This window comes from Litchfieldia sinesaloumensis, assembly GCF_900156865.1.
GTDB lineage: Bacteria > Bacillota > Bacilli > Bacillales > Bacillaceae_L > Ferdinandcohnia > Ferdinandcohnia sinesaloumensis.
This window is the reverse complement of sequence record NZ_LT732529.1, coordinates 989,348-1,015,737: the sequence shown is the minus strand read 5'-3', so window position 1 is coordinate 1,015,737 and position 26,390 is coordinate 989,348. Positions and strand designations below refer to the sequence as shown.

Genomic DNA, 26,390 nt, shown 5'->3' with positions numbered 1-26,390 from the left:
TATGTAAAGGAGGGACAAGGTAGAACATAAATTAAGAAAAGTATATCGAGCTAGATCTAGACAACAAAACAAAATTGTACCATTTCGATTAAAACCTAAAAAGCCCGGTTCACCAGGCTTTAGGATGTTAATTTATTGTTGTTGTTGTTCTTTTTCTTTTTGTTCACGTAGAACGGCTTTTCTAGAAAGGTTTACACGTCCTTGTTTATCAATTTCTGTAACCTTTACAAGGATTTCATCTCCGATGGAAACAACATCCTCAACTTTTCCAACTCGCTCTTCAGCAAGCTCAGAAATATGAACTAAACCGTCTTTTCCACTGAAAATTTCAACAAATGCACCGAATTTTTCAATTCGCTTTACTTTTCCAAGATACATCTGTCCAACTTCAACTTCACGAACTATATCCTCAATGATTTTCTTAGCTTTTTGATTCATATCTTCATGCACTGAAGATATGAAGACTGTACCATCTTGTTCAATATCGATTTTAACACCAGTTTCATCAATGATTTTATTGATTTGTTTACCGCTTGGTCCAATAACATCACGAATCTTATCAGGGTTGATTGACATTGTTAAAATCTTAGGAGCATATTTAGAAAGCTCAGATCTTGGTGTGGTTAATGTCGCTAGCATAGAATCTAGAATATGCAAACGGCCTTTTTTAGCCTGTTGTAATGCTTCTTCTAAAATCTCACGAGATAGACCTTCAATTTTAATATCCATTTGAAGTGCAGTTACACCTTTTGAAGTTCCTGCTACCTTAAAGTCCATATCTCCTAAGTGGTCTTCCATCCCTTGGATATCTGATAATACAGTGTAATGTTCTCCCGATTTAACAAGTCCCATTGCAATACCAGCTACAGGAGCTTTTATTGGTACACCAGCATCCATCATTGCTAATGTACTTGCGCAAATACTAGCTTGAGAAGTTGAACCATTAGATTCTAAAACTTCAGAAACAAGACGAATGGTATAAGGGAAATCCTTTTCGGACGGAATAATTGGTTCTAATGCTCGTTCACCCAATGCACCATGTCCAATTTCACGACGACCAGGACCTCTCATTGGGCCAGTTTCACCGACACTGAACTGTGGGAAGTTATAGTGGTGCATAAACCGTTTTGTTTCTTCAATTCCTAAACCATCAAGTATTTGCACATCACCTAATGCACCTAATGTACAAATGCTTAGTGCTTGAGTTTGTCCACGTGTAAACAGTCCAGAACCATGTGTGCGTGCAAGTAATCCTACTTCTGAAGATAGCGGACGAATTTCATCAATTTGTCTTCCATCCGGGCGAACTTTTTCTACTGTAATTAAACGTCTAACTTCCTCTTTTACAAGTTTACTCAGGATTTGCTTAACTTGCTTAATAGTCGCTTCATCAGCTTCTTGTTCCTCATATTCTGCAACAACCGCTGCTTTCACTTCATTAATTGCATCTTCCCTTGCATGCTTTTCAACAACTTGTACAGCTTTATTAATGTCTTGTTCAGCCTTTGAACGAATTTGAGCTTCTAGTTCTGAGTCTAATTCAAAAAGAACAATCTCTGTTTTTTCCTTACCGACCTCTGCAACAATTTTCTCTTGAAATGCAATTAAACGTTTGATTTCTTCATGTCCAAACATAATGGCTTCAAGCATTACTTCTTCAGGAACTTCATCAGCACCTGCTTCTACCATGTTAATTGCATCTTTTGTGCCAGCAACCACTAGATGAATGTCACTGTTTTCTTGTTCTTTCACAGATGGATTAATAATAAATTGGTTATCTACTCTACCAACCGTTACACCTGCAATAGGTCCTTCAAACGGAATATCTGAAATAGATAATGCCAGTGATGAACCAAACATTGCTGCCATTTCTGAAGAACAATCTTGATCCACACTCATAACAATGCTAATAACCTGAACTTCATTTCTGAAACCATCAGCAAATAAAGGTCGAATAGGTCTGTCAATTAATCGACTTGCTAGAATCGCCTTTTCACTTGGTCTACCTTCACGTTTAATGAAACCACCAGGGATTTTACCAACTGCATATAATCGTTCCTCATAGTTTACTGTCAGTGGAAAGAAATCCAACGGTTTTGGCTCTTTTGATGCAGTTGCTGTACTTAATACTGCCGTTTCTCCATAGCGAATTAACACAGCGCCGTTTGCTTGCTTCGCTAATTGACCAACTTCAACGGTCAGCTGTCGTCCAGCCCAGTCCATCGAGAAGACTTGCTTTCCTTGTTCCATATTATAGTACCCCTCTCTATATCACATTCAAGTTTATGTAATGATAGTATGAACTAATTTATTCGAACATATCAATACTCAGTTCATATGTAAAGTGAATTTTAGTTCAATTTGATAGAAAAGAAGGAAAAAAATCCCTCTGTTTTTAACCTAATAAAAAAGCGGGAATGCTCCCGCTTTTTCGTAGATTATCGACGTAGTCCAAGCTTGTTGATTAATTCACGGTAACGAGTTACGTCTTTATTACGAAGATATGTTAATAAATTACGACGTTTACCAACCATCTTTAATAGACCACGACGTGAATGATGATCTTTCTTGTGTGTACGTAAATGATCATTTAGCTTATTGATTTGCTCAGTTAGGACAGCGATTTGAACCTCTGGTGAACCAGTGTCATTGTCATGAGTTTTAAACTCGCTGATAATTTCGTTCTTACGCTCTTGTGTGATAGCCATCCTATTCACCTCCTATTATAATATCCCCAATTACCTAGCAGACGTTGGTGACTCGAACTGCCAAGCAAAGGTTCTTTTTCATACTTAACTAGAATACAACTTATTACGATAAAAAGCAAGTATGTTCGTCTATTTTCTCAAAGTATTCCTTTGCTTTTTCCTTATCAAGTCCTATTTGTTTCACCAATTCATCAATTGAAGAGAACTTTCTTTCGGAACGGATTCTCATATGCCATTCAACAGTTACTTCTTCATGATAAATATCTTTATTAAAATCAAATAAATGAACCTCAACGGATGGTTCTGTCTTGTTCTCATGAAAAGTAGGTTTTAATCCAAGGTTGCATACACCGTTATACCATGTTGATTCCACTCTTAAGCGGACTGCGTAAACACCCATTTTCGGAATAATGTAATCTCCGTTCACTTTTATATTAGCTGTAGGGAAGCCAATGGTTCTACCGCGCTTATCGCCATCAACGACAGTCCCTTTTAATGAATAGTATCTCCCTAAAACAGGTGGAAGCTGTTCAACCTTTCCTGATTGAATTAAATCACGGATAAGGGTTGAACTAACCTTTTCGTCCCGGTAAGTTAATTTTTCTACAGTCGTTTGAGTAAATCTTTCTTTTGCATATTCTGGGAGTGACTCCATTGTACCTTTACCATATCGACCAAATGTGAAATCAAATCCAGCTACAACATGCTTAACTTGAAGACCAACTATATATTCATCCACAAATTGTTGTGGCGAAAGGCTTGCAAACTCAGCAGAGAAGTTGACAATATATAAATAATCTATCCCCATTTCTGCAAAAAGCTCTTCTTTATGATTGAGTGGGGTAATATATTCAACATGAGTTATATCCTTTTTTAATACAATTGATGGATGCGGGTCAAATGACATAACTGAACAAGCTATCCCTAGGTTCTCAGCTTCCTTCTTTGCAGTTTCAACCACCTTTTTATGGCCTAAATGCACCCCATCAAAGTATCCCAAAGCCAACACAGTTGGTGGAAAATCCGTTTGAGTATATGAATGTGGATGTGTGATATGTATCGTTTTCACTTCTATTTCACCTTTTCTACACTGAATAACCTATTTTAATTCCTGGTTATTAACTAATACTTTAATAGGTTTTATCAATTGTGGTTTATCTGGATGTCTTTGATATATTGCTAGTATTTCCCCCATATATTGGGTAGTAAAAGGTTCTCCAACCTGTATATTGCTTAATTCTCGTGGAACCGGCAAAACAGCCCCATTTTTTACTTTCTCTGCTACTTTATCATTAATTATTACTTTCCGCAAATGAGAGAGTGCATCTTCAATTGAAAGTAAATGGTTCTCAATGGTTCCATTCTGTACTGAATTTTCGACTTCCTCTAGTGTTAGACACTGATCCAGTGTAAAATCGCCCGAGGTTGTTCGTTTAAGGTCTGACATATGTGATGGATATCCTAGTTTTTCCCCTATTTGTACAGCTAGCGTTCGCACATAGGTCCCCTTGCTACAAGTTACTCGGAAGCGAAATGAGAGAGTATCATTTTCTTTCTGGATTTCACTAAGCAACTCTAGTTTATGAATAGTAATTTTACGCGATGGACGTTCGATTACCATTCCCTGCCTCGCATACTCATAAAGGCGTTTGCCATTTACTTTAACTGCAGAGTACATAGGGGGAGTTTGTATAATTTCACCTGTTAATGCACGAAAGACATTTGAAACTTCATTGATTGTTATTTCTTTGTCTACTCTTTTTTCATCTACTTTTTCACCAGAAGAATCTTCCGTAGTTGTAGAAAAACCAAGGGTTACTTCACCTTCATACGTTTTATTTGCAGCGGTCACATATTCCACAATTTTTGTCGCCCGTCCCAAACAAATTGGTAAAACACCTGAAACATCAGGGTCTAACGTACCTGTATGTCCTACTTTTTTCATCTTTACGAGCTTACGTACCTTAAAGACACAATCATGAGAAGTCATACCTTTTGGTTTATTTAGTAATAAAATTCCATCCACCTAGAGTCAATCCCCTAACTTTGATTAATTGCTACTTATATATAGTAAGTATAATTTCTTTGGTGTTACTTTAATGTTATAAAATAAATGAATTGAAAAAAGGGATAGACTTATAAAAAGCCTATCCTTTTTTCTATTCTCGGTTAGATTCTTGGTTTGAATCCTTATTTATTTCATGAAGAATCGTTTCAATTCGATTTCCATAGTCAATTGATTCATCAAACTCAAATAGAATCTCGGGTGTTTTTCGTAAACGAATACGCTGACCGATTTCTGAGCGGATAAAACCTTTCGCTTTTGCCAGACCTTTTAAAGTGTTTTGTCGTTGCTCTTCATCACCTAAAACCGAAATAAATACTTTTGCTTGCTGAAGGTCTCCAGTAACTTGAACGTCAGTTACAGTTACAAATCCAATCCGAGGATCCTTAATCTTCCGTCCAATAATGTCACTTAATTCCTTTTTCATTTGTTCTCCAACACGATTTGGTCGTAAACTCATCCTAGTATCACCTCGTTTATAACCACTCAAAATCAGTTACTGTTCGATCTAATTCCGGAAACGAATCAATAAACTTTAGGGCATTGTTTAACTCAAGTTCAGTAATTTTGCGGCTAGATGATACTGTAACAATCGCAAGTTTAGTACGCTGCCATGTATCCTGGTAGTCTACCTCCGCTACTGAAACATTATACTTTTGCTTGAGTCGAGTCATAACACTCTGTAAAACAGATCGTTTTGCCTTTAGAGAATTTGCATCATAGATGACACATTCGCACTCAACATAGCCGATCACTTACGATCAACTTCTTGCATCACGAATGCTTCAATGATATCTCCTTCTTTAATATCGTTATATTTTTCAATTGTTATACCACACTCATAATTTGTCGCAACTTCTTTTACATCATCCTTGAAACGCTTTAATGTATCAATTTCACCTTCAAAAATAACGACTCCATTACGAATGAGACGAACTCCACTATCTCGGGTAATTTTACCATCTGTTACATACGCTCCCGCAATAGTTCCAATTTTTGAAACTTTGAAGGTCGTACGCACTTCTGCTTGACCAATAACTTTTTCTTCAAATTCTGGATCAAGCATTCCCTTCATTGCCGATTCAATTTCTTCAATTACTTTATAAATGATACGGTGAAGTCGGATATCTACCTCTTCTGCCTCTGCAGTACGCTTGGCATTTACATCAGGCCGTACATTAAATCCAATTACAATCGCATTTGACGCAGAAGCAAGGGTAATATCTGATTCATTAATAGCTCCAACACCCGTATGAATAATTTTAACTTTTACACCTTCTACATCAATTTTTTGAAGAGAAGCTGCTAAAGCTTCAACAGAACCTTGAACATCTGCTTTAACAATTAAGTTGATTTCTTTCATTTCACCTTGTTTAATATGTTCAAATAAATCTTCAAGACTTACCTTTACTTTATCGCCACGTTGCTCAACTAATTGCTTCTGAGCTCTTGCTTCACCTACTTGGCGTGCTTTCTTTTCATCTTCGAAGACAACAAACTGATCACCAGCTTGTGGGACATCATTAAGTCCTGTAATTTCAACTGGAGTTGAAGGTCCTGCTTCTTTAACACGACGGCCTAAATCATTAACCATAGCACGTACACGACCAAACGTGTTTCCAACTACAATTGGGTCACCAATACGTAGTGTTCCATTTTGTACTAATAGAGTAGCTACAGAACCTCTGCCTTTATCAAGCTTAGCTTCAATTACAGTACCTGTAGCTCTTCGTTTTGGATTGGCTTTATATTCTTCAACTTCACTAACTAAAAGAATCATTTCAAGTAAATTGTCAATTCCCTCTCCGGTTAACGCTGAAATGGGAACAAAGATTGTTTCGCCGCCCCAAGCTTCAGGAACTAGACCGTGCTCAGTTAATTCTTGCATTACTCGATCAGGATTTGCAGTTGGTTTATCCATTTTATTCACCGCAACGATGATTGGAACCTCAGCAGCCTTAGCATGGTTAATTGCTTCTACCGTTTGCGGCATTACACCATCATCTGCTGCTACAACTAATACAGTAATATCAGTAACTTGTGCACCTCTTGCACGCATTGTTGTAAAGGCAGCGTGACCTGGTGTATCTAAGAACGTAATTTTCTTACCATTTTCAACAACCTGATAGGCACCAATATGTTGTGTAATACCACCAGCTTCTCCAGCAGTCACCTTTGTATTACGGATTGAATCAAGCGTCGTTGTTTTACCATGGTCAACGTGTCCCATGATTGTAACAATTGAAGGTCTTTCAATAAGATCTGCTTCATTGTCCTCTTCAACATACTGTTCAAATTCAGTTACGTCAAAAACAATTTCTTCTTCTACTTCTACACCATACTCAGAAGCTATTAGTTCAATCGAATCCTTATCTAGTTCTTGGTTGATTGTTGCCATAACACCTAGCATGAAGAGCTTTTTAATAATTTCCGAAGGCTCTCTTCCAAGTTTTTTAGCTAATTCACCAACCGTTAATGAACCTACGAAAGTAATCTTTTCAGGTAATTTCTTTTCAGGTTTTGGTTGAATCGGTTGTTGTTGATGATTAGGGCGATTATTACCCTTTTGTCTATTTTTATTCTTTTGATTATTATTTCTATTATTTGACTGGAAACCTTTCCTCTGTCCCTGATTTTTAGGAGGTGCAGGCTTTTTCTTACTATCTTGTTTATCAGCCACTTTAGTTGTAGTGTTATTATTCACTTGTGGTTTAGGGTTATTGTTTTTATTATTTTCGCTTGTAGCCTTTGCAGTTTCAGGCTTTTTACCAAATGTTTGATCCAATTTATTCAAAATATCTCCTTCAATTGTTGCCATATGATTTTTAACTTCGATGTTCATCTCTTTAAGCTTATTAATTACTTCTTTGCTTGAGATATTTTGTTTCTTTGCATATTCGTATACACGCATTCTGCTCATATGTTCACCCCCAAATATGTTAATCGAGCAAGTGACTAATTTTTTTTGCAAACCCACTTTCTGTAATCGCGACAACTACTCTGGCATCTTTTCCAATAGCATGACCTAGTGTATACCTATCGCTTACAGTACGAAGTTGAACCTGATAATACGTGCTTTTATCATTAATTTTTTTTGTAGTGTTTGCTGAAGCATCTTCAGATAATAGAACTAGTTTTGCATTTCCATTACGAATCTCTTTTACAACAAGTTCTTCACCTGATATGACCTTTCTTGCTCGATTGGCAAGACCCAATAACGATATCCATTCCTTATTCTTCATTCTACGAGAGTTTCTCCTTTTCTACCAGTTGGAGTAACTCTTCATAAATTGAATCATCAATGGTTGCTTTAAGTTGGCTTGCAAGAATATTCTTTTTCTTTGCAAGCAAGATGTACTCTTTATCTTTACTGAGGTACGCACCACGACCAGACTTTTTTCCAGTAAGGTCGATTGAAACTTCGCCCTCTTTGGAACGTACAATTCTAACAAGTTCTTTTTTTGGCTTCATTTCACCACTGGCTATGCATTTACGTAATGGTATTTTTTTATTCCCTACCATTTTCCTTCACCTCACTCGATTTCTTCAGTATGCAAATCGAATGTATCCTCATTTTCTTCTATTGTGTCTTCATCAAATATGCCAAATCCGTCTCGAGGGTAAATCCCAGCTTGCTCTGCTTCAGTTTGGCTCTTAATATCAATTTTCCAGCCTGTTAATTTTGCGGCTAACCGCGCATTTTGCCCACGCTTACCAATTGCTAATGATAATTGATAGTCTGGAACAACAACAGTTGTTGCCTTTTCCTCATCAGTTACAATGACATCAAGAACTTTCGATGGACTTAGAGCATTGGCAACAAAAACAACTGGATCGTCAGACCACTTAACAATATCAATTTTTTCGCCCTTAAGTTCATTAACAATTGCTTGAACACGCTGACCCTTTGGACCAACACAAGAACCAACTGGGTCTACTTCTGGATTATCTGAGTGAACAGAAATCTTAGAGCGATCTCCCGCTTCCCTAGCAACCGACTTAATTTCTACTGTTCCGTCATAGATTTCTGGAACTTCGATTTCAAAAAGACGTTTTAATAATCCCGGATGAGTTCTTGAAACAAAAATTTGTGGACCCTTTGTTGTCCTTTCAACCTTTGTTATGTAGACCTTAATTCTATCATGAGGCTTATACTGTTCATTAGGCATTTGCTCGTTTACAGGTAATAATGCCTCAATTTTACCTAAACTTACATAGATAAACTTAGAATCTAGGCGTTGAACGATTCCTGTCATGATATCTTCTTCACGGTCAATAAACTCTGAATAAATAACTCCTCTTTCCGCTTCACGTACACGTTGAGTAACAACTTGTTTTGCAGTTTGAGCAGCAATTCGCCCAAAATCTTTTGGAGTTACTTCGATTTCAACAACGTCCTCTACATGGTAATTAGGATTAATGGTTCTAGCTTCATCTACGGAGATTTCCAATCGAGGATCAAATACTTCGTCTACTACATCTTTTCTAGCAAACACACGCATAGAACCGTTTGCTAAGTTCAAATCTACTCTTACATTCTGTGCTTGATTAAAATTCCGCTTGTATGCAGAAATAAGCGCTGCCTCAATTGCCTCAATAATTACATCTTTACTAATGCCTTTTTCTTTTTCGAGCAATGTTAAGGCATCTAACAATTCACTACTCATTGGATTTCTAATCCCCCTTTATTATCTCAAACCTAATAGATGCTGTTCAAATAGTAGGGTGAAAAAGACCCCTAACTCCTCTTTGAACGCTCACTTTTAGTGAAAAGTAACAGCAAGTCTTGCATTTGCAATTTTTTCATACGGAATTTCTACAGATTTTTTGCGTGTTTTAATCATGATATTGATTGTAACTATCTTTCCATCGAATGAAGTAAGCTCACCTTCAAAAATCTTTTCACCATCGATTGGTTCGTACGTTTTTACATACACTTGTTTTCCAATTGACTTTTCAAAGTCACTAACCTTTTTCAAAGGGCGTTCCGCACCGGGACTTGAAACTTCAAGAAAATAGTTATAAGGAATAGGATCTATTTCATCAAGCTTTTCGCTCAATTTTTCACTAACTGTCCCACAATCTTCAATATCTACACCCTTATCTGAGTCAATGAAGACACGTAGAAACCAATCCTTTCCTTCCTTTACATACTCAACATCAACAAGTTCCATCTGTAGGTCAGTTAATATAGGTATCACTAATTCTTCCACTATTTGTGTTACCTTTTTACTCATGTTTTTCCTCCTAAGCTGATAAGGAATTCCTTTGTTTTTCTTATAGTATTTCCTAAGTAGTGTAAAAACACCCTGCTATAGTAGCAGGGAGGCAGTTGGAAAATATAGAGAAGTTCCATCTTACAAACGTTGTTACACAATTTTTAGCCTCAGCCAAAGAATAAAGAGTGGGAAGCCCCACTCTTTTACCAGTAATATACATAGCATTTCCATAAAAACTATAACATAATCGCTATTTATATGCAAATTAAATATAAATAGTAAAGAGCAATAGCTCCCTAATACTAGACATCAAAAATTAGAACAATGATAATTGGTTTTGTTCCGGCATATCCTCTAGGCAACCATGGTTTTCTAGGTATTCCATAATTGTCTTTGATACTTTACCACGTTTTTGTAAATCTTCCTTAGATAGAAATTCACCGTGTTCTCTGGCTTTTACAATATTAATTGCAGCGTTTGTACCCAACCCTGGAATCGAGTTAAATGGAGGAATTAAAGCATCACCGTCAATAATAAATTCTGATGCACTAGAACGATATAAATCAACCTTCTTAAATGAAAATCCTCGCTCACACATTTCAAGTGATAATTCAAGAACCGTTAAGAGGTTCTTTTCTTTAGGCGAAGCGTCAAGTCCTTTAGCGTTGATTTCATCAATCCGTGCTCGTATTGTACTCGAACCTCGAACCATTGCATCAACATCGAAATCATCAGCTCGAACTGTGAAATAAGCAGCATAATAGAGCAAAGGTAAATGAACTTTAAAATAAGCGATCCTCACGGCCATTAGTACGTAAGCAGCAGCATGGGCCTTAGGGAACATATATTTTATTTTCAGACATGAATCTATATACCAATCTGGAACATCATTTTTCTTCATTTCTTCTATGAACTCGTCTGTTAGTCCTTTACCTTTACGAACAGATTCCATAATCTTAAAGGCTAACGAAGGATCAAGTCCTTTATATATGAGGTACACCATGATATCGTCACGACAACCGATTACTTCACTTAGCGTACATATATTGTTATGGATAAGCTCTTGTGCATTACCCAACCATACATCTGTACCATGTGAAAGACCTGAGATTTGGACTAATTCTGAGAAAGTAGTCGGCTTAGTGTCCTCAAGCATTTGACGTACAAAACGAGTCCCGAATTCAGGGATTCCTAATGTTCCTGTTTTACACATGATTTGTTCTTCCGTAACACCTAGAGATTCTGTTCCACTGAATATCTTCATAACCTCTGGGTCATCTGTTGGAATGGTTTTCGGATCAATACCACTAAGATCCTGAAGCATCCGAATAACCGTTGGATCGTCGTGTCCCAGAATATCAAGTTTTAACACATTGTCATGAATTGAATGGAAGTCAAAATGCGTTGTTTTCCACTCAGAATTTGTATCGTCGGCAGGGAATTGAATAGGTGAAAAATCATATATATCCATATAGTCTGGTACTACGATAATACCACCTGGGTGCTGCCCCGTTGTCCGCTTAACACCTGTACAACCAGCAACTAATCGATCTGTCTCTGCTCCGCGCATCGTGATATTGTTATCATTCGCATATCCTTTAACGTACCCATAAGCTGTCTTTTCCGCTACTGTACCGATGGTTCCTGCACGATAAACATACTCTTCACCAAATAGCACCTTCGTATAATTATGTGCACGCGGCTGATATTCACCTGAGAAGTTTAAATCGATATCGGGTACCTTATCTCCTTTAAATCCAAGGAATGTTTCGAACGGAATATCATGACCGTCCTTTTTATATTCCGCACCACAATTCGGACAATCCTTATCAGGCAGGTCAAAACCTGAACCTACAGAACCATCATTAAAGAACTCAGAATGTTTACAGTCTGGGCATACATAATGTGGTGGTAATGGATTTACTTCCGTTATTTCTGTCATCGTTGCTACTAACGAAGATCCTACAGAACCACGAGAACCTACAAGGTATCCATCATCAAGTGATTTTTTAACAAGCTTATGAGAAATTAAATAAATAACTGCAAATCCATGACCAATAATACTTTTTAGTTCCTTTTCCAAGCGCTTCTCAACGATTTCTGGTAGTTCCTCACCATAGATGCTTCTTGCCATACTATAGCTCATATTTCGAATTTCATCTTCAGCACCTTCAATTTTAGGTGTATAGAGATCATCTTTAATTGGCTTTACTTCTCCAATCAATTCTGCAATCTTTTGTGTATTTGTAACCACTATTTCCTTAGCTTTTTCTTTTTCAAGGAATGAAAAACAGTCTATCATCTCATTCGTTGTTCGGAAATGAACCTCAGGAAGAGCGTGTCTATTTAATGGATTTGCACCACCTTGTGACCTAACTAAGATTTTACGATAAATATGATCATTTGGGTTTAAATAATGGACATTCCCTGTTGCAACAACAGGTATATTTAACTTTTCGCCTAAATTGACAATGTTTTTCAAGATATCCCTAAGTTCACGTTCATTTTGGATAAGATCTAGGTCTACTAAATGTCTGTAATTAGAAGGTGGCTGTACTTCCAAATAGTCATAAAATTGAGCAATTGATTCAACTTCCTCAGGTGACTTCTGCATCATCCCTTCAAAAACTTCTCCTTTATCACAAGCAGAACCAACTAATATGCCCTCGCGGTACTTTTGTAATAGAGATCGTGGTATACGAGGTACACGATAAAAGTATTGAATATGAGATATAGAAATTAATTTAAATAGATTTTTTAGACCCACGTCATTTTGAGCTAATAATGTGGCGTGATATGGTCTGGAGCGTTGGTAAGCCTTACCTTGGCCCATATAATCATTCAACTGATCATGATATTTAATTTCTTTTTCAGCGGCATCCTTTAAAAGCTTCACAGCTAAGTACCCTGTTGCTTCTGCATCGTATATAGCGCGGTGATGCTGCGTTAATTCGATATCAAACTTCTTACACAACGTATTTAAACGGTGATTTTTTAATTCTGGATATAAAAATCTAGCAAGTTCAAGTGTATCAATTACTGGGTTAGTTGCTTGTTCAAAGCCACACTTTTTATAACCCACATTTAAGAAGCCCATGTCAAAGCTAGCATTATGAGCGACTAGTATCGCATCTGCTGTCCATTCTTTGAACTTAGTCAGCACTTCACTGACCTCAGGTGCTGTATTAACCATATCATCTGTAATACCAGTTAAATCAATTGTTGTTGCACTTAATCGATGGTGTGGGTTAGCAAAAGATTCAAATCGGTCGATGACCTCACCGTTTCTCACTTTCACAGCAGCTAATTCGATTATTGTATTATAAACTGCAGATAACCCAGTTGTTTCAACGTCAAATACGACGTAAGTGTCATCTTCTAGATAACGATGTTGCGAATTATACGCAATAGGTACACCATCGTCTACTAAGTTTGCTTCAACTCCATAAATCATCTTAAGCCCATTTTTCTTAGCAGCAGAATAGGCTTCCGGAAATGATTGCGCACCAGCATGGTCCGTTATAGCAATTGCTGTATGTCCCCATTTTTTAGCTTGTCCTACATACTGGCTTATTGAAGTAACAGCGTCCATTTGACTCATCGGAGAATGCAGATGTAATTCAACACGTTTTTCTCCATCAGGTGCCGTGTCTATTCTTTCATTCATTGGCTGAATTTCATTAATATCATTTGCAAGCATGACTAGGTCTCTTACAAACGTATCATTTTGAATACTTCCTCGAGCTCGTACCCACATTCCCTTTTTGATGGATTGCAGTAGATGAACATCCTCTTTATCACGAGAAAAGACCTTAACTAAGATGGAATCCGTATAATCCGTCATTTTAAAGGTTAGCAGTGTTCTTCCACTTCGTAATTCTTTTGTTTCTGCAAAGAAGATATATCCTTGGATTGCAATTCTTCGTTCTTCATCTAGGATTGAACTAATCTCCTTAATATCTTCATCTGCTTTTATCGTATAACCAATTGTAATTGGTCCAGAAGGTGCACTCTCCTGCTCCTTATCCTTCTTCTGCATATCTGCAACAGCTAATAAAGCTTTTTCTTGATCTTCCTGTTGTTTTTTTTCTAGAAACTGTTCGTACTCTTTAGTTGAAGCTTCTACCTCAGTTTCAAGTTGAAAGAATGGAAAACCATATGATTGATACACTTGTCCAATTAATTGCCCATATTTCTTTTTAATAGCAACCGCTTCGGTGTCATTTCTTGTTTTGATATGAAGCTTAAGACCTTGTTGAGTTGGAATTTGATTATGCAATAAAGAAAGAATTGGTGGTGCAATTCCGTCTAATTCTTGTAAGCATAGTGACCAATAGTCTTGTACCATTTCTTCTGTTATTTGCTGTGACTGTACATTTAAAGAAAAGGTTACAGACGCTATATGAGAAAACTTTGTTCGTAATTGCGTAGCAAAAATTCTCATGACATCCACAGGAATTACCTTTTCAAAAGTAAAAAAGAAATGCCATGTCTTTTTGTCTTTTTCTATCATGAGTTTTTCTATCCCTGCATTTTCAAAGTGCGCTACCATTGCATCATCAGTTAATTCAAGCTGCTGAAGCAGTACAGTAAAACGCTCCTTCTGCTGTGGCGTTAATTCCATCTTCGTTCCCCCTCTTCAGACAGAATGCTAGTTATGCGATTGGAGTGACAAACGGTCAAACCTTCCTCTTCCACTTTCACATTAATGAGGGTACCTCATCAATCTGTGAGGTACCCTTTTCTTTTCTATTATTTATTTTACTACATATTTGCTAATTGTCTCGATAAGATTTTCAATATTTATTTCCAATGTTTCCCCTGTTTGTCGTACTTTTACCTCGACTATACCTTCACTTGCACGTTTACCAACGGTTATACGTAGTGGTAATCCGATTAAATCTGAATCTGCAAATTTTACACCTGGACGCTCGGCACGGTCATCGAATAAAACGTCATAACCACTTTCCTTTAAGGTTAGATATAACGATTCAGAAAGGGCTTTTTGTTCTTCGTTCTTCATATTTACGGGGATTAGATGCATATCAAACGGAGCAAGGTTAGCTGGCCATATTAAACCATTTTCATCGTTTGATTGCTCAGCAACTGCGGATAGCGTTCTTGAAACTCCAATTCCATAGCATCCCATAATCATAGGTTGTGATCTTCCATTTTCATCAAGGAAAGTCGCGTTCATCGCTTCACTGTATCGCGTACCAAGCTTAAAAATATGACCTACCTCAATCCCTTCAGCAAAGACAATTTTACCTTGTCCGTCTGGAGATGGGTCGCCTTCTTTAATAAAACGGAGATCTGCATATTGAACATCAGTGAAATCCCGCTCAGGATTAACATTTAGATAATGAAAATTCTCTTCATTTGCACCACAAACACCGTTAACGACAGAAGCTACTGCAAGGTCAGCTATTACAGTAATATCATCTGACACATTGATTGGACCTAAAGACCCAAATGTACTGCCCATTATACGTTCAGTGTCTTCTGTATTTGCTAATTCTACGTTTGTCGCTTCAAGTAAGTTTTTCACTTTAATATCATTAATTTCGTGGTCCCCACGAGCTAATACAAGTACAAATTTTTCATCGACTTGGAAGAGTAGTGACTTAATACATTTTTCTTCTGACACTTTGAGGAATGTAGCAACCTCTTCAATTGATTTTTTACCAACTGTTTCCACTTTTTCTAGTTCTTTAACTGGCTCATCACTTTTTGGATATTCCATAACAACAGGTGCCATTTCAATATTTGCCGCAAATGAGGAAGTATCAGAATAAGCAATTGTATCCTCTCCTACCTCTGATAGAACCATAAATTCATGCGTGTCTTTTCCACCCATTGCCCCTGAATCCGCAATTACCGCACGGAAGTTTAAGCCACAACGAGAGAACACATTAGAATATGCAGTATACATCTTTTCATATACGTCGTGGAGACTTTCTTGATTAGCATGGAAAGAATATGCATCTTTCATAATAAATTCACGACCTCGTAATAGCCCGAAGCGTGGTCTTTTTTCATCACGAAATTTTGTTTGAATTTGATAAAGGGTAATAGGTAATCTTTTATATGACTTTATTTCATCACGGACTAAGCTGGTTATTACCTCTTCATGAGTGGGACCTAGTACAAAGTCGCGCTCATGACGGTCATGCAATCTCATTAGTTCCGGTCCATATGAATACCATCGACCAGATTCCTGCCACAGCTCTGCTGGTGTTAAAGCAGGCATGAGCAGTTCAGCAGCACCTGCACGCTCCATTTCTTCGCGGACAATGGTCTCAATCTTTTGTAATACTCGTTTTGCTAACGGAAGATAACTATATACTCCACTCGCATTTTGTCTAATAAAACCAGCTCTTATTAAAAGCTGGTGACTTTTTATTTCGGCATCTGCTGGCACTTCTCGTAGTGTAGGTATAAGCATCATACTTTGTTTCATATCTTGCACCTCTTATATTTTCAGCTTAATTTTATAAAAAGAATCTTTGAATATCGTTCCACGTAACAACCAACATCAACAGCATTAGTAAGGCAAAACCAATAAAGTGAACCATGCCTTCCTTATGCTTATCAATTGGTTTTCCTCGTACTGCTTCTAAAGCAAAGAATACCAATCTCCCGCCATCAAGTGCAGGCAACGGTAATAGGTTGACAATACCTAGGTTTATACTTAGGATAGCAGCCCATTTCATCACATAATAGATTCCTGATTGAACAACGGTATCGGTTGAAACGTAGATACCTACTGGTCCAGAAAGCATATCTATTGAGAATTGCCCGGTTATAAGCTTTCCAAGCCCCAATAAGATTTCCTTGGTCCACGTGAAGGTTTCCATAACCCCGTACTTTAAAGATGGTAAGACTGATTTTTCTACTGGTCCATATACACCGATGATACCGATTGTTTGATCCTCACGTTGTTGAGCTTTTGGTGTTACCGAAAGTTCATGGAGCTCGCCATTTCGCTCTACAACAAAACCTATTTCCTCTTCTGGATGGGCTTGAATGATCTGTACAATTTCATTCCAACTTGATACTTGTTCGTTGTCAACCTCTCGAACAATATCACCTTCTTGTAGACCGGCCTGAAGTGCTGCACCATCTTCCGTTAATGTCCCCAATATTGGTTTATCAACAGGGGTTCCTTGTAAGAGTCCTATTGCAATTAGAATAAAGAAGGCGAGCACAAAATTCATTGCCGGTCCAGCAGCAATAGCCAATGTACGTTGCATAAGAGTTTTAGAAGCGAATTGACGATTATAAGGTGCGATTTGAGTCTCTTGTCCATCTACAACAAAAAACGCAGTGTCACTAACATCAAACCTCTTTAATACTTCATCGTCCCCATCTTCATAGCCAGAAATAAAAAGATTATGTTCCAAATCTGCTTCCTCGACTTCAATCACCTTTAGATTTGGATACTTATCTTTGTTATTAAGAATAATCTTATCTACTTTCCCATTTTCATCGAACATTAAACCGATATTATGACCGGGTTTTATTTCAATCATCTCTGGGTCTTCACCAGCCATTCTAACATATCCGCCAATTGGGAGGAGACGAATCGTATAAAGTGTTTCATTTTTTCTAAAGGTAAACACCTTTGGTCCCATCCCTATTGCAAATTCGCGACAGAGAATACCTGCACGTTTTGCTAAAACGAGATGACCCCACTCATGAAAAAATACGAGTGCACCAAATATAATGATAAAGGCTATCACAGTCTCCACATATTTAACCACCTTTTGTTAGATTGACTTTGACTTTTTATTATTTCTTCTGTATTAAAGAACGAACAACAGCCCGTGTTTCCATGTCCACCTGTTGAATAATATCTAAACTAGGATTTTGGATGGTATCATGTTTTTCTAATGTATCTTCTATAATTTCTTCTATTTCCAAGAATGAGATTTTCTCACTCAAGAATCCTGCAACCGCCTCTTCATTGGCTGCATTCAAAACGGTTGGAAGAGTGCCGCCTGTTTTCCCTGCGTGAAAAGCAAGTCCAAGGCATCTAAATCTGTCAAAATCAGGTTTCGAAAAATGTAGTTTTCCGATCTCCCAAAGTCGCAATCGATCCTTAGATGCTGACATAGGTAATCGATCTGGATATGAAAAGGCATATTGAATAGGGACTCTCATATCTGGTGTTCCAAGTTGTGCAATTACACTACTATCATGAAACTCTACCATAGAATGAATTATGCTTTCTTTATGAAGAAGTACATCAATTTGGTCATATGGTAAATTAAATAACCAATGAGCCTCGATTACCTCTAATCCTTTATTCATCATCGTTGCAGAATCGATTGTAATTTTAGCACCCATTGACCAATTCGGATGATTTAGAGCATCTTTTATCGAAACATCTTTAAGTTGTTCTCGCGTTCGATCACGGAAGCTTCCACCAGAAGCCGTGAGAATTATCTTTTCAACATTTTTTTCTTTTTCACCTTGAAGGCATTGAAAAATAGCTGAGTGTTCACTGTCAACTGGTAATATAGCTACACCATTTCTTTTAGCAGCTTCCATGACTATATGACCTGCAGTTACTAATGTTTCCTTATTTGCAAGGGCAATCGTCTTTTTCGCTTCGATAGCCTTGAGAGTCGGTAATAGTCCAACACTTCCAACTACTGAATTAAGGATTATAGTAGCTTCGTCGAAGGTAGCCACCTCAATTAATCCTTCGTCACCATATACGAATTGAATTTCACTCGAAAATTCATTCCTGAATAGTTCATATGTTTCCTTTGACTTCACAGAAACAAGCTTTGGTGAAAACTTATGTATAATTTCCCGTCCTAGGGTACTATTATCCCCAAGTGACATTGCTACAAGCTCAAACTGATCTGGATGCTGTTCAATTACATCCAAAGTTTGTTGCCCAATCGAGCCGGTAGCACCTAATAAACTAATTTTTTTCACAAACTCACTCCCAATAAACAACCACTAAATAATTAAACGCAAAAAATAGAGAATCGGTAAGATGAATAGCATGCTATCGAATCTATCCAAAATTCCACCATGTCCAGGCAGAATCGTACCTGAATCCTTGACCTTGTAATGTCGCTTTAGTGCAGATTCTACTAAATCCCCAATTTGACCAAAAACAGAAACTACCAATGTTACAAAGAATAAGGAGATGAAAGAATCAAATAAGTGTGTAATCATATTAAAGATAAACGCAAATACAATAGCTGTTAAAATTCCGCCTACAAAACCCTCTATCGTTTTGTTCGGACTAATCTCCGGCCAAAGTTTGTTTTTACCAAGCTTTCTACCAACGAAATAAGCACCAGAATCTGTTGTCCAAATAACAACGAATGCATAGAATATATATGCTAGTTCCATCGCTCTTATTTCAATCATATAATAAAATCCAAATCCAATATACATCGCTGCCAATATAACAAGACCTGCATCATCAAAACTAAAGCTATTCTTTGAAATCACTGTATACGTTAAAATAAATAAAACAATGAGAAGGACTATTTCTATTTTTGTAAATTTAAGTGTAGTAAATACTTCATTGTATTTACTAGGTATTAAAATCACCCATAACAATAAAATGGAGATAATACCAGGTATCGATGCTATTTTGATATTCTTCATCCGCAAAAGCTCAAAAGTAGCAATAGCCCCCATTAAATAGACCAAAATCGTAAACGGGATGCCCCCAATAATCACAATAGGTAGAAAAACTGCTGCTGCAACTATTGCTGTAATAATTCTTTGTTTCATTGTATCATTCCTTTTTTTATACGATTCGGTTGTTTACTTAAATACCACCAAAACGTCTACCTCTCTTTTGAAATCCATAGATGGCCTCTAATAGGTGCTGTTCTTTAAAATCAGGCCACAGTACATCAGTGAACCAAAACTCCGTATATGCAAGCTGCCAGAGCATAAAGTTACTTAATCGAATCTCTCCACTTGTCCGAATCAACAAATCAGGATCTTGTAATCCAGCACTCATTAAATACCCTGAAAATAGATCTTCATCTACTTTTTTTTGTAAGTTTCCTTCTCGAAAGTCTGTAACAATGTGGTTTACTGCATCCAAGATCTCCGCACGACCTCCGTAATTAAGTGCGAAATTTAAAACAAGACCCGTGTTATTCTTTGTATCGTTTACAGCTTTATCGACTGCTTTTTGGGTGTGTGCAGGAATCGCATCTTTATCCCCCATAATTCGCACCCGAACATTTTCCTCAATTAATTCTGGCAAGAAAGTTCCCATAAATTCTTGAGGAAGTTTTAGTAAGTAATTAACCTCATCCTCTGGACGCTTCCAGTTTTCTGTTGAAAATGCGTAAACTGTTAATGTCTTAACCCCTAGTCTACTTGCAAGTTTTGTCACTTTTTTTACAACCTTCATTCCTTCATGGTGACCAGCAGTTCGTGGCAATGATCGTTTTTTCGCCCATCGCCCGTTACCGTCCATTATAATTGCTATGTGATTAGGAATTGGCCCTTTTACTATTTCTTCCTCAGAAATAGCTACTGGTCCCTTTTTTGGCTTTCTAAATTTTTCAAACATGCATAAGTCCTCCAACACCCGTATCAATCCATTTTACCATCTTTTTGTTCGAGGTGACTAATTAGTAGACAGTATTAACAAAAAAACCCCCTGTAAACGTAAGAGGGTCTTTTTACAATATATTGTACATTGAAATGGATTAGACTTCCATGATTTCTTTTTCTTTTTCTTTAGCTACAGAATCAATTTTATTAATAGATTCGTCCGTGATTTTTTGAATGTCATCAGTTAAGCTACGTAACTCATCCTCAGTGATTTCACCATTCTTCTCTAGCTTTTTCAATTCATCATTTCCATCACGACGAACATTACGAACCGCAACTTTGGATTCTTCTGCATATTTCTTAACCACTTTCACTAATTCACGACGTCTTTCTTCTGTTAGTGGCGGGATTGAGATACGGATAATTGAACCATCATTTGTTGGATTCAAGCCGAGATCAGCCTTTTGGATAGCTTTTTCCATATCTCCCAATGCTGACTTGTCGTATGGTTGAATAACAAGCATTCTTGCTTCAGGAACGTTAATAGAAGCTAACTGATTTAAAGGTGTAGCTGCCCCATAGTAATCGACCGTAACTTTATCAAGAATAGCTGGGTTTGCTCTGCCAGCTCTAACAGTTGCTAGTTCACGAGAAAGTGCCTGAATCGCTTTTGACATCTTATCTTTAACTTGATTTAACGTGTTATTTGCCATAAAGTTATTTCCCCCTTACAATTGTTCCGATATTTTCACCAAGTACTGCACGTTTAATGTTGCCTTCTTCCATGATAGAGAAGACGATTAACGGAATGTCATTATCCATGCAAAGTGAAGAAGCTGTAGAATCCATTACAGCTAATCCTTCTTTAATAACATCAAGATAGGATAATGTTTCATACTTCACTGCTGTCTTATCTTTCGTTGGATCTGCACTGTACACACCATCAACATTATTTTTAGCCATCAAAATAACTTCTGCTTCAATTTCTGCAGCACGTAGAGCAGCAGTAGTGTCTGTTGAGAAGTAAGGATTTCCTGTACCTGCTGCAAAGATAACAACCCGCTTTTTCTCTAGATGACGGATTGCTTTTCTTCTTATGTATGGTTCAGCAACCTGACGCATTTCAATGGATGTTTGAACTCGAGTTTGTATCCCTGCATTTTCCAAGCTATCCTGTAAAGCCAAAGAATTCATCACTGTTGCAAGCATTCCCATGTAGTCAGCATTGGCACGGTCCATACCCATTTCACTACCAATCTTACCTCTCCAGATATTTCCACCGCCAACAACTACAGCAACTTCAACTCCAAGTTCAGCAATTTCTTTCACTTGTTGTGCTACGGACTGGATTACAGATGGATTTATGCCAAACCCCTGCTCACCCGCTAATGCTTCTCCACTTAATTTTAACACTACACGTCTATATTTGGCATTGCTCATCGAATAAAAAACCTCCATCTTAATTAGAAAAGCGCAAGCGCCTTGTTCAGCCTCAGGCATAGCACAAGACGAGTCGTCAAGAAGGTCGTCCTTTGACCTACTTGAAGAAACGACTTGTGACCTCGAGGGGCTAGGCACTGGAGCTAGACACTGAATACTAGATACGAAATTTTTACTTTCTTATCTTCAAAAAGAGGGAACACATGAAGTGTTCCCTGTTTTCTTTTTACTTCTTCACTTGGCTCATTACTTCTTCAGCAAAGTTATCTTGACGTTTCTCGATACCTTCACCAACTTCGTAACGAACAAAGCTCTTCACTGTAGCACCCTTAGATTCAACAAATTTGCGTACTTTTTGATCTGGGTCCTTAACAAAGCTTTGGTCAAGAAGACAAATGTCTTCAAAAAACTTACTTAGACGTCCTTCAACCATCTTCGCTACGATATTTTCTGGTTTTCCTTCATTTAATGCTTGTTGTGTTAACACTTCACGCTCACGTTCAACTTCTTCAGCAGAAACTTGGTCACGTGTTACATATTTAGGATTTACTGCAGCAATATGCATTGCAACGTCTTTCGCAGCACTTTCATCCGAAGTACCACCAAGAACTGTTAGTACGCCGATACGTCCACCCATGTGAAGGTATGCTCCGAATGCATCACCATCTTCTTTAGTAACAACTTCAAAACGACGAAGTGATAGTTTTTCACCTATTTTTGCAATTGAAGCATTTACATACTCAGAAACAGTTGAACCGTTGTCCATTTTTTGTTCCATTGCTTCTTCAACGTTAGCAGGCTTTTTCGCTAATAGATGAGCACCTAATTCTTTTACTAGAGTTTTGAAACCTTCGTTCTTTGAAACAAAGTCTGTTTCAGAGTTAACTTCTAAAATTACCGCCTCGTTACCTTGAACTTCAATAGAAGTTAAACCTTCAGCAGCAATACGGTCACCTTTTTTCGCAGCCTTTGCAATACCTTTTTCACGAAGGTAATCAATTGCTTTTTCCATATCTCCATCAGTTTCTGTAAGAGCCTTCTTACAATCCATCATACCTGCTCCAGTTTTTTCACGGAGCTCTTTTACCATTTGTGCAGTAACTGCCATTATGTTTTCCTCCTTAAGACACTATGTACTTTAATCATTTGTTTTGTGCAAAGCCATAAAAAAGTTATAACAATCTGTATCTATTATGACTTAATTCGTAAAAATATATAATTCTAAAGAAGATCTAGTCATCTTCTTTAAAAAAGGTGATAAAAGGCATAACCCTCTTATCACCTTTCGCTCATTAAGCAGATGTTTCTTCACCTTGTTTAGCTTCTAGGATAGCGTCAGCCATTTTTCCTGTTAGAAGTTTAACCGCACGAATTGCATCATCGTTAGCTGGAATTACATAATCAATTTCATCTGGATCACAGTTAGTATCAACGATACCAACGATTGGGATGTTTAATTTATGTGCTTCTGCAACAGCAATGCGCTCTTTACGAGGGTCAATGATGAATAAAGCATCTGGTAATTGCTTCATATCTTTAATTCCGCCTAAGAATTTTTCAAGACGTTCTAATTCTTTCTTAAGCCCAACTACTTCTTTCTTAGGTAGAACTTCAAAAGTTCCGTCTTCTTGCATTTTTTCAATGTCTTTAAGACGCTTGATACGCTTTTGAATTGTTTCAAAGTTTGTCAATGTACCACCTAACCAGCGTTGGTTAACAAAGTACATTCCAGAACGCTCAGCTTCTTCTTTAACAGAATCTTGAGCTTGCTTTTTAGTACCAACGAAAAGCATTGTTCCGCCGTTACCTGCTAATTCCTTTACGAAATTATAAGCTTCTTCAACCTTTTTAACTGTTTTTTGTAGGTCGATGATGTAGATACCGTTACGCTCTGTAAAGATGTAACGCTTCATTTTTGGGTTCCAACGGCGTGTTTGGTGACCGAAGTGAACACCAGCTTCAAGCAATTGCTTCATAGAAATTACTGACATGTGTAAATCCTCCTAATGGTTTTTTTTCCTCCGTTCATATCATCTTTAAACAAAACTGTTTTACCAGCACCATTGCTTAAATCTATGAACGTGTGTAATAACACCAAAAATTAATATATCACAATCGTAACCTTCAATCAAGAAAAATTAGTGGTTTTGACGAAATTTGTGTAAAAGCTCAATTTCAGTCTTACCTTTATTTAACTTTTTGGCAATTTCTTCATAAGAAAGACCAAGTTTAATAAGGTGTTCGATATCTTTGAAAAGAATTTCTACATTTTTTGCATCTTTTTCGGATGACTCTTCTTTATTGTCTGTTTCTGTTAGCTTTTGTTCCTTCAATTCTTCTTCCTCATCATAATTAGATGGTAGAAGGTCCTGTAGATCATCCGAAGTTAATTCCAATTCAATTAAATCTACTCTTTTATTATCAGATTTCTCTTCTGGATTAGGGCCATCTCTCTCCTGAATCTTTTCGTCATTGTTAGGTTGGTTCATATGTTTAATTCGATTTAAAAACACTTCATTCTCTTCTTTGATTTCCATCACATATGAGGTGATGACATGTTCAAATTCTTTTAATAAGCGTTCTTGTTTCTTTTCAACATCTTTTAATTGTGAAATTTTAAGATACAAAAGAATAATTAAAAAAAACGCTAATGCTAGTAACGCAAAGCAAAGTATTAATAAAATGGTTGTCATTCCTATTCCCTCTATCCCATGAAATCAATAAAGTTACCCTTGTAGGGATGTTGTTCTTTTTCTTCCTGTTCTGGGCTTTCGGTCTTCTGTTGAGGATGTTTTAAATTATTTGAAGAAGAATCCTTCTGTAGTTGTGCGTTTTCTGATTTGTTCTTCTCGTTAACACTTTGTCGATTTCTCTTTTCCATCTTTTCGGTTTCAGCCGAAATATGTTCTTGCATATGTTGCCCGCGCATCATTAGTTGTTCATGAAGTTTTCCTGCATCTTGTGTTCTAGGAATTGCAACCTGTAATTCGACTAATTTTAGACTCAAAGGATTCACTTCTTCCGATTCTTATTTATGAAAGATTGTAAATAGTTATTTCCTTATTTAATAATTGCACTATTACAGAGCGAAATTGCTGGTTTATAATTCTTTGGTACTTTCCAAACTGGACATGGACGTTAGGGTAGAGACCTCCCGTTGCAGTTATGGAAGTAGTAATGGCTTCATGTTGTTTAATTGTAGTAGTATCTAATTCAGACTCTAATTCTGCTAATTTTTTGGTTAGCTCCGTTTGTGTGAGTTTATCTCTTCTAAGTAGTAGAATTTCATCTTCTGAAAGCGTAGATGTTCTTTTATACTTTTCTGTTAACTTTTGAAGAATTAGATATACTTTTTGAAGTTGAGCTTTAATTGTCTCAATCTCCATCCGAAGCCTTTTCTCTTCTTCATTTGGGTGATTACTCTCCCGGATATGTATCTCTGTTTTTGTATGTAAAGTGTTTCCTATGTCCTTTGAATACACATGATTCCCGGCTACTATTTGGCCCCCAATTATACTACTCATTGAGCGAACATCGCACTTTGCATCACATATGCTATGTAAGATTAATCCCGTTACTTCAATGTTGTTTCCTGCATATACTTGGCATTGATTTAAATAAGAGGCAATAATATCACCTTCAGCATGTACCTTGGCCTTGGTAAAGCCTGCGATGCCACCTGAAATATAGATGGAACCTCCTGCATCTAAATGAGCTCCTTCAACAATTCCATATACCGAGATGTTTCCACCTGCTTTTATGCGGTAGTCGCTAGGCACATTGCCATTAATCGTTACATTTCCAATAAAATCAATATTGCCTGTTTTTAGGTTTAAATCACCATTCACTTCAAATACTGGAAGGACACTCATTTTTTTCCCAGAGAGGCTAATCTGTCCATCTATTGTGGCATAAATCTTCCCATTGGTTTCAACAACATTTTTTCCAAGTTTCAAAGAGTAAGGTTTACCACTTGTTGCTTGAATAGGTTGCCCAAGTACATTTCTTCCTGGATTTCCTGGTTTGTTCGGATAAACTGTTGCTATAAGTTGTCCAGCTCTTACAGATGGTATTTTGCGTACATTACGAAAATTTAAGATATCAGGTGAATGACGATCATGTTTCTTTTCACCTGATTCTAGTTTTATAAAGCCATCTTTACCTTTTGTTGGCGCTTCTCCTTCAGCGACTAACAAAGGAAATAGTGAGGTCTCAGGATCTGAAATCATCTTAGAAATCACATCTCGTTTTATACCGAATGAAATTCCCTGCTTAGACAGCAATGAATACACATCAATCTCCTCGAAATCTAGTGGTAGAGTATCATTAATAACGTTGAGGTGTACCGTAAACTTGTCTTTGGACACTATTAATTCTATTTCCGCCACAGTCCTCCCACCTTTTTGCACC

Annotated in this window: 24 protein-coding genes; all 24 read right to left on the bottom strand. The window is 37.2% G+C overall.

Features of this window, described 5'->3' with window-relative positions:
* Positions 1-132 precede the first annotated feature (132 nt).
* Positions 133-2,250, bottom strand: coding sequence for a polyribonucleotide nucleotidyltransferase (gene pnp / locus CZ490_RS05020; protein ID WP_077617863.1), 2,118 nt, complete (start codon positions 2,248-2,250; stop codon positions 133-135).
* A 188-nt stretch (positions 2,251-2,438) separates the two neighbouring features.
* Positions 2,439-2,708 (bottom strand): 30S ribosomal protein S15, encoded by a 270-nt coding sequence (rpsO, locus tag CZ490_RS05015; protein WP_077617862.1) that lies wholly within the window; start codon positions 2,706-2,708, stop codon positions 2,439-2,441.
* 103 nt (positions 2,709-2,811) lie between these two features.
* Complete coding sequence (ribF, locus tag CZ490_RS05010; RefSeq protein WP_077617861.1) at positions 2,812-3,777, bottom strand: bifunctional riboflavin kinase/FAD synthetase; 966 nt, start codon at positions 3,775-3,777, stop codon at positions 2,812-2,814.
* A 30-nt stretch (positions 3,778-3,807) separates the two neighbouring features.
* Positions 3,808-4,734, bottom strand: a complete 927-nt coding sequence (truB, locus tag CZ490_RS05005) for a tRNA pseudouridine(55) synthase TruB (RefSeq protein WP_077617860.1) — start codon at positions 4,732-4,734, stop codon at positions 3,808-3,810.
* A gap of 133 nt (positions 4,735-4,867) precedes the next feature.
* The gene (gene rbfA / locus CZ490_RS05000) at positions 4,868-5,233 is read right to left on the bottom strand and encodes a 30S ribosome-binding factor RbfA (protein ID WP_077617859.1); all 366 of its coding nucleotides are present in this window, start codon (positions 5,231-5,233) and stop codon (positions 4,868-4,870) included.
* Between the two features lie 16 nt (positions 5,234-5,249).
* The gene (locus CZ490_RS04995; RefSeq protein ID WP_077617858.1) at positions 5,250-5,528 is read right to left on the bottom strand and encodes a DUF503 domain-containing protein; all 279 of its coding nucleotides are present in this window, start codon (positions 5,526-5,528) and stop codon (positions 5,250-5,252) included.
* A complete protein-coding gene (gene infB / locus CZ490_RS04990) occupies positions 5,525-7,693 on the bottom strand; it encodes a translation initiation factor IF-2 (RefSeq protein WP_077617857.1) in 2,169 nt (722 codons plus the stop codon). The genes CZ490_RS04995 and infB overlap by 4 nt, the downstream gene beginning before the upstream one ends.
* A 19-nt stretch (positions 7,694-7,712) precedes the next feature.
* On the bottom strand, positions 7,713-8,015 hold the full coding sequence (locus CZ490_RS04985; protein ID WP_077617856.1) for a YlxQ family RNA-binding protein: 303 nt from the start codon (positions 8,013-8,015) through the stop codon (positions 7,713-7,715).
* A gap of 1 nt (position 8,016) precedes the next feature.
* Positions 8,017-8,295, bottom strand: a complete 279-nt coding sequence (gene rnpM / locus CZ490_RS04980) for an RNase P modulator RnpM (protein ID WP_077617855.1) — start codon at positions 8,293-8,295, stop codon at positions 8,017-8,019.
* An 11-nt stretch (positions 8,296-8,306) separates the two neighbouring features.
* Complete coding sequence (gene nusA, locus CZ490_RS04975; RefSeq protein WP_077617854.1) at positions 8,307-9,440, bottom strand: transcription termination factor NusA; 1,134 nt, start codon at positions 9,438-9,440, stop codon at positions 8,307-8,309.
* Positions 9,441-9,536: 96 nt separating this feature from the next.
* Entirely contained in the window at positions 9,537-10,010 is a 474-nt protein-coding gene (gene rimP, locus CZ490_RS04970) for a ribosome maturation factor RimP (RefSeq protein ID WP_077617853.1), read from the bottom strand.
* A 298-nt stretch (positions 10,011-10,308) separates the two neighbouring features.
* Positions 10,309-14,616, bottom strand: coding sequence for a PolC-type DNA polymerase III (locus CZ490_RS04965; RefSeq protein ID WP_077617852.1), 4,308 nt, complete (start codon positions 14,614-14,616; stop codon positions 10,309-10,311).
* A 132-nt stretch (positions 14,617-14,748) separates the two neighbouring features.
* Positions 14,749-16,452 (bottom strand): proline--tRNA ligase, encoded by a 1,704-nt coding sequence (locus CZ490_RS04960; RefSeq protein WP_077617851.1) that lies wholly within the window; start codon positions 16,450-16,452, stop codon positions 14,749-14,751.
* Between the two features lie 31 nt (positions 16,453-16,483).
* Positions 16,484-17,743: an RIP metalloprotease RseP gene (rseP, locus tag CZ490_RS04955; protein ID WP_077617850.1), complete on the bottom strand. Its 1,260-nt coding sequence runs from the start codon at positions 17,741-17,743 to the stop codon at positions 16,484-16,486.
* A 40-nt stretch (positions 17,744-17,783) separates the two neighbouring features.
* Positions 17,784-18,941 carry a 1-deoxy-D-xylulose-5-phosphate reductoisomerase gene (locus CZ490_RS04950; RefSeq protein WP_077617849.1) on the bottom strand — a complete coding sequence of 386 codons (1,158 nt, stop codon included), beginning with the start codon at positions 18,939-18,941 and terminating at the stop codon, positions 17,784-17,786.
* Positions 18,942-18,965: 24 nt separating this feature from the next.
* On the bottom strand, positions 18,966-19,757 hold the full coding sequence (locus CZ490_RS04945; RefSeq protein WP_077617848.1) for a phosphatidate cytidylyltransferase: 792 nt from the start codon (positions 19,755-19,757) through the stop codon (positions 18,966-18,968).
* Positions 19,758-19,794: 37 nt separating this feature from the next.
* Positions 19,795-20,556: an isoprenyl transferase gene (locus CZ490_RS04940; RefSeq protein WP_077617847.1), complete on the bottom strand. Its 762-nt coding sequence runs from the start codon at positions 20,554-20,556 to the stop codon at positions 19,795-19,797.
* A 139-nt stretch (positions 20,557-20,695) separates the two neighbouring features.
* Positions 20,696-21,253: a ribosome recycling factor gene (gene frr, locus CZ490_RS04935; protein ID WP_077617846.1), complete on the bottom strand. Its 558-nt coding sequence runs from the start codon at positions 21,251-21,253 to the stop codon at positions 20,696-20,698.
* Positions 21,254-21,257: 4 nt separating this feature from the next.
* A complete protein-coding gene (gene pyrH, locus CZ490_RS04930) occupies positions 21,258-21,980 on the bottom strand; it encodes a UMP kinase (protein ID WP_077617845.1) in 723 nt (240 codons plus the stop codon).
* Between the two features lie 226 nt (positions 21,981-22,206).
* Entirely contained in the window at positions 22,207-23,088 is an 882-nt protein-coding gene (gene tsf / locus CZ490_RS04925; protein WP_077617844.1) for a translation elongation factor Ts, read from the bottom strand.
* Positions 23,089-23,272: 184 nt separating this feature from the next.
* Entirely contained in the window at positions 23,273-23,971 is a 699-nt protein-coding gene (gene rpsB / locus CZ490_RS04920) for a 30S ribosomal protein S2 (protein WP_077617843.1), read from the bottom strand.
* Positions 23,972-24,118: 147 nt separating this feature from the next.
* The gene (locus CZ490_RS04915; protein ID WP_077617842.1) at positions 24,119-24,673 is read right to left on the bottom strand and encodes a hypothetical protein; all 555 of its coding nucleotides are present in this window, start codon (positions 24,671-24,673) and stop codon (positions 24,119-24,121) included.
* Positions 24,674-24,684: 11 nt separating this feature from the next.
* Complete coding sequence (locus CZ490_RS04910; RefSeq protein ID WP_077617841.1) at positions 24,685-24,987, bottom strand: hypothetical protein; 303 nt, start codon at positions 24,985-24,987, stop codon at positions 24,685-24,687.
* A 25-nt stretch (positions 24,988-25,012) separates the two neighbouring features.
* Positions 25,013-26,368 (bottom strand): DUF342 domain-containing protein, encoded by a 1,356-nt coding sequence (locus CZ490_RS04905; protein ID WP_159439910.1) that lies wholly within the window; start codon positions 26,366-26,368, stop codon positions 25,013-25,015.
* Positions 26,369-26,390: the final 22 nt, after the last annotated feature.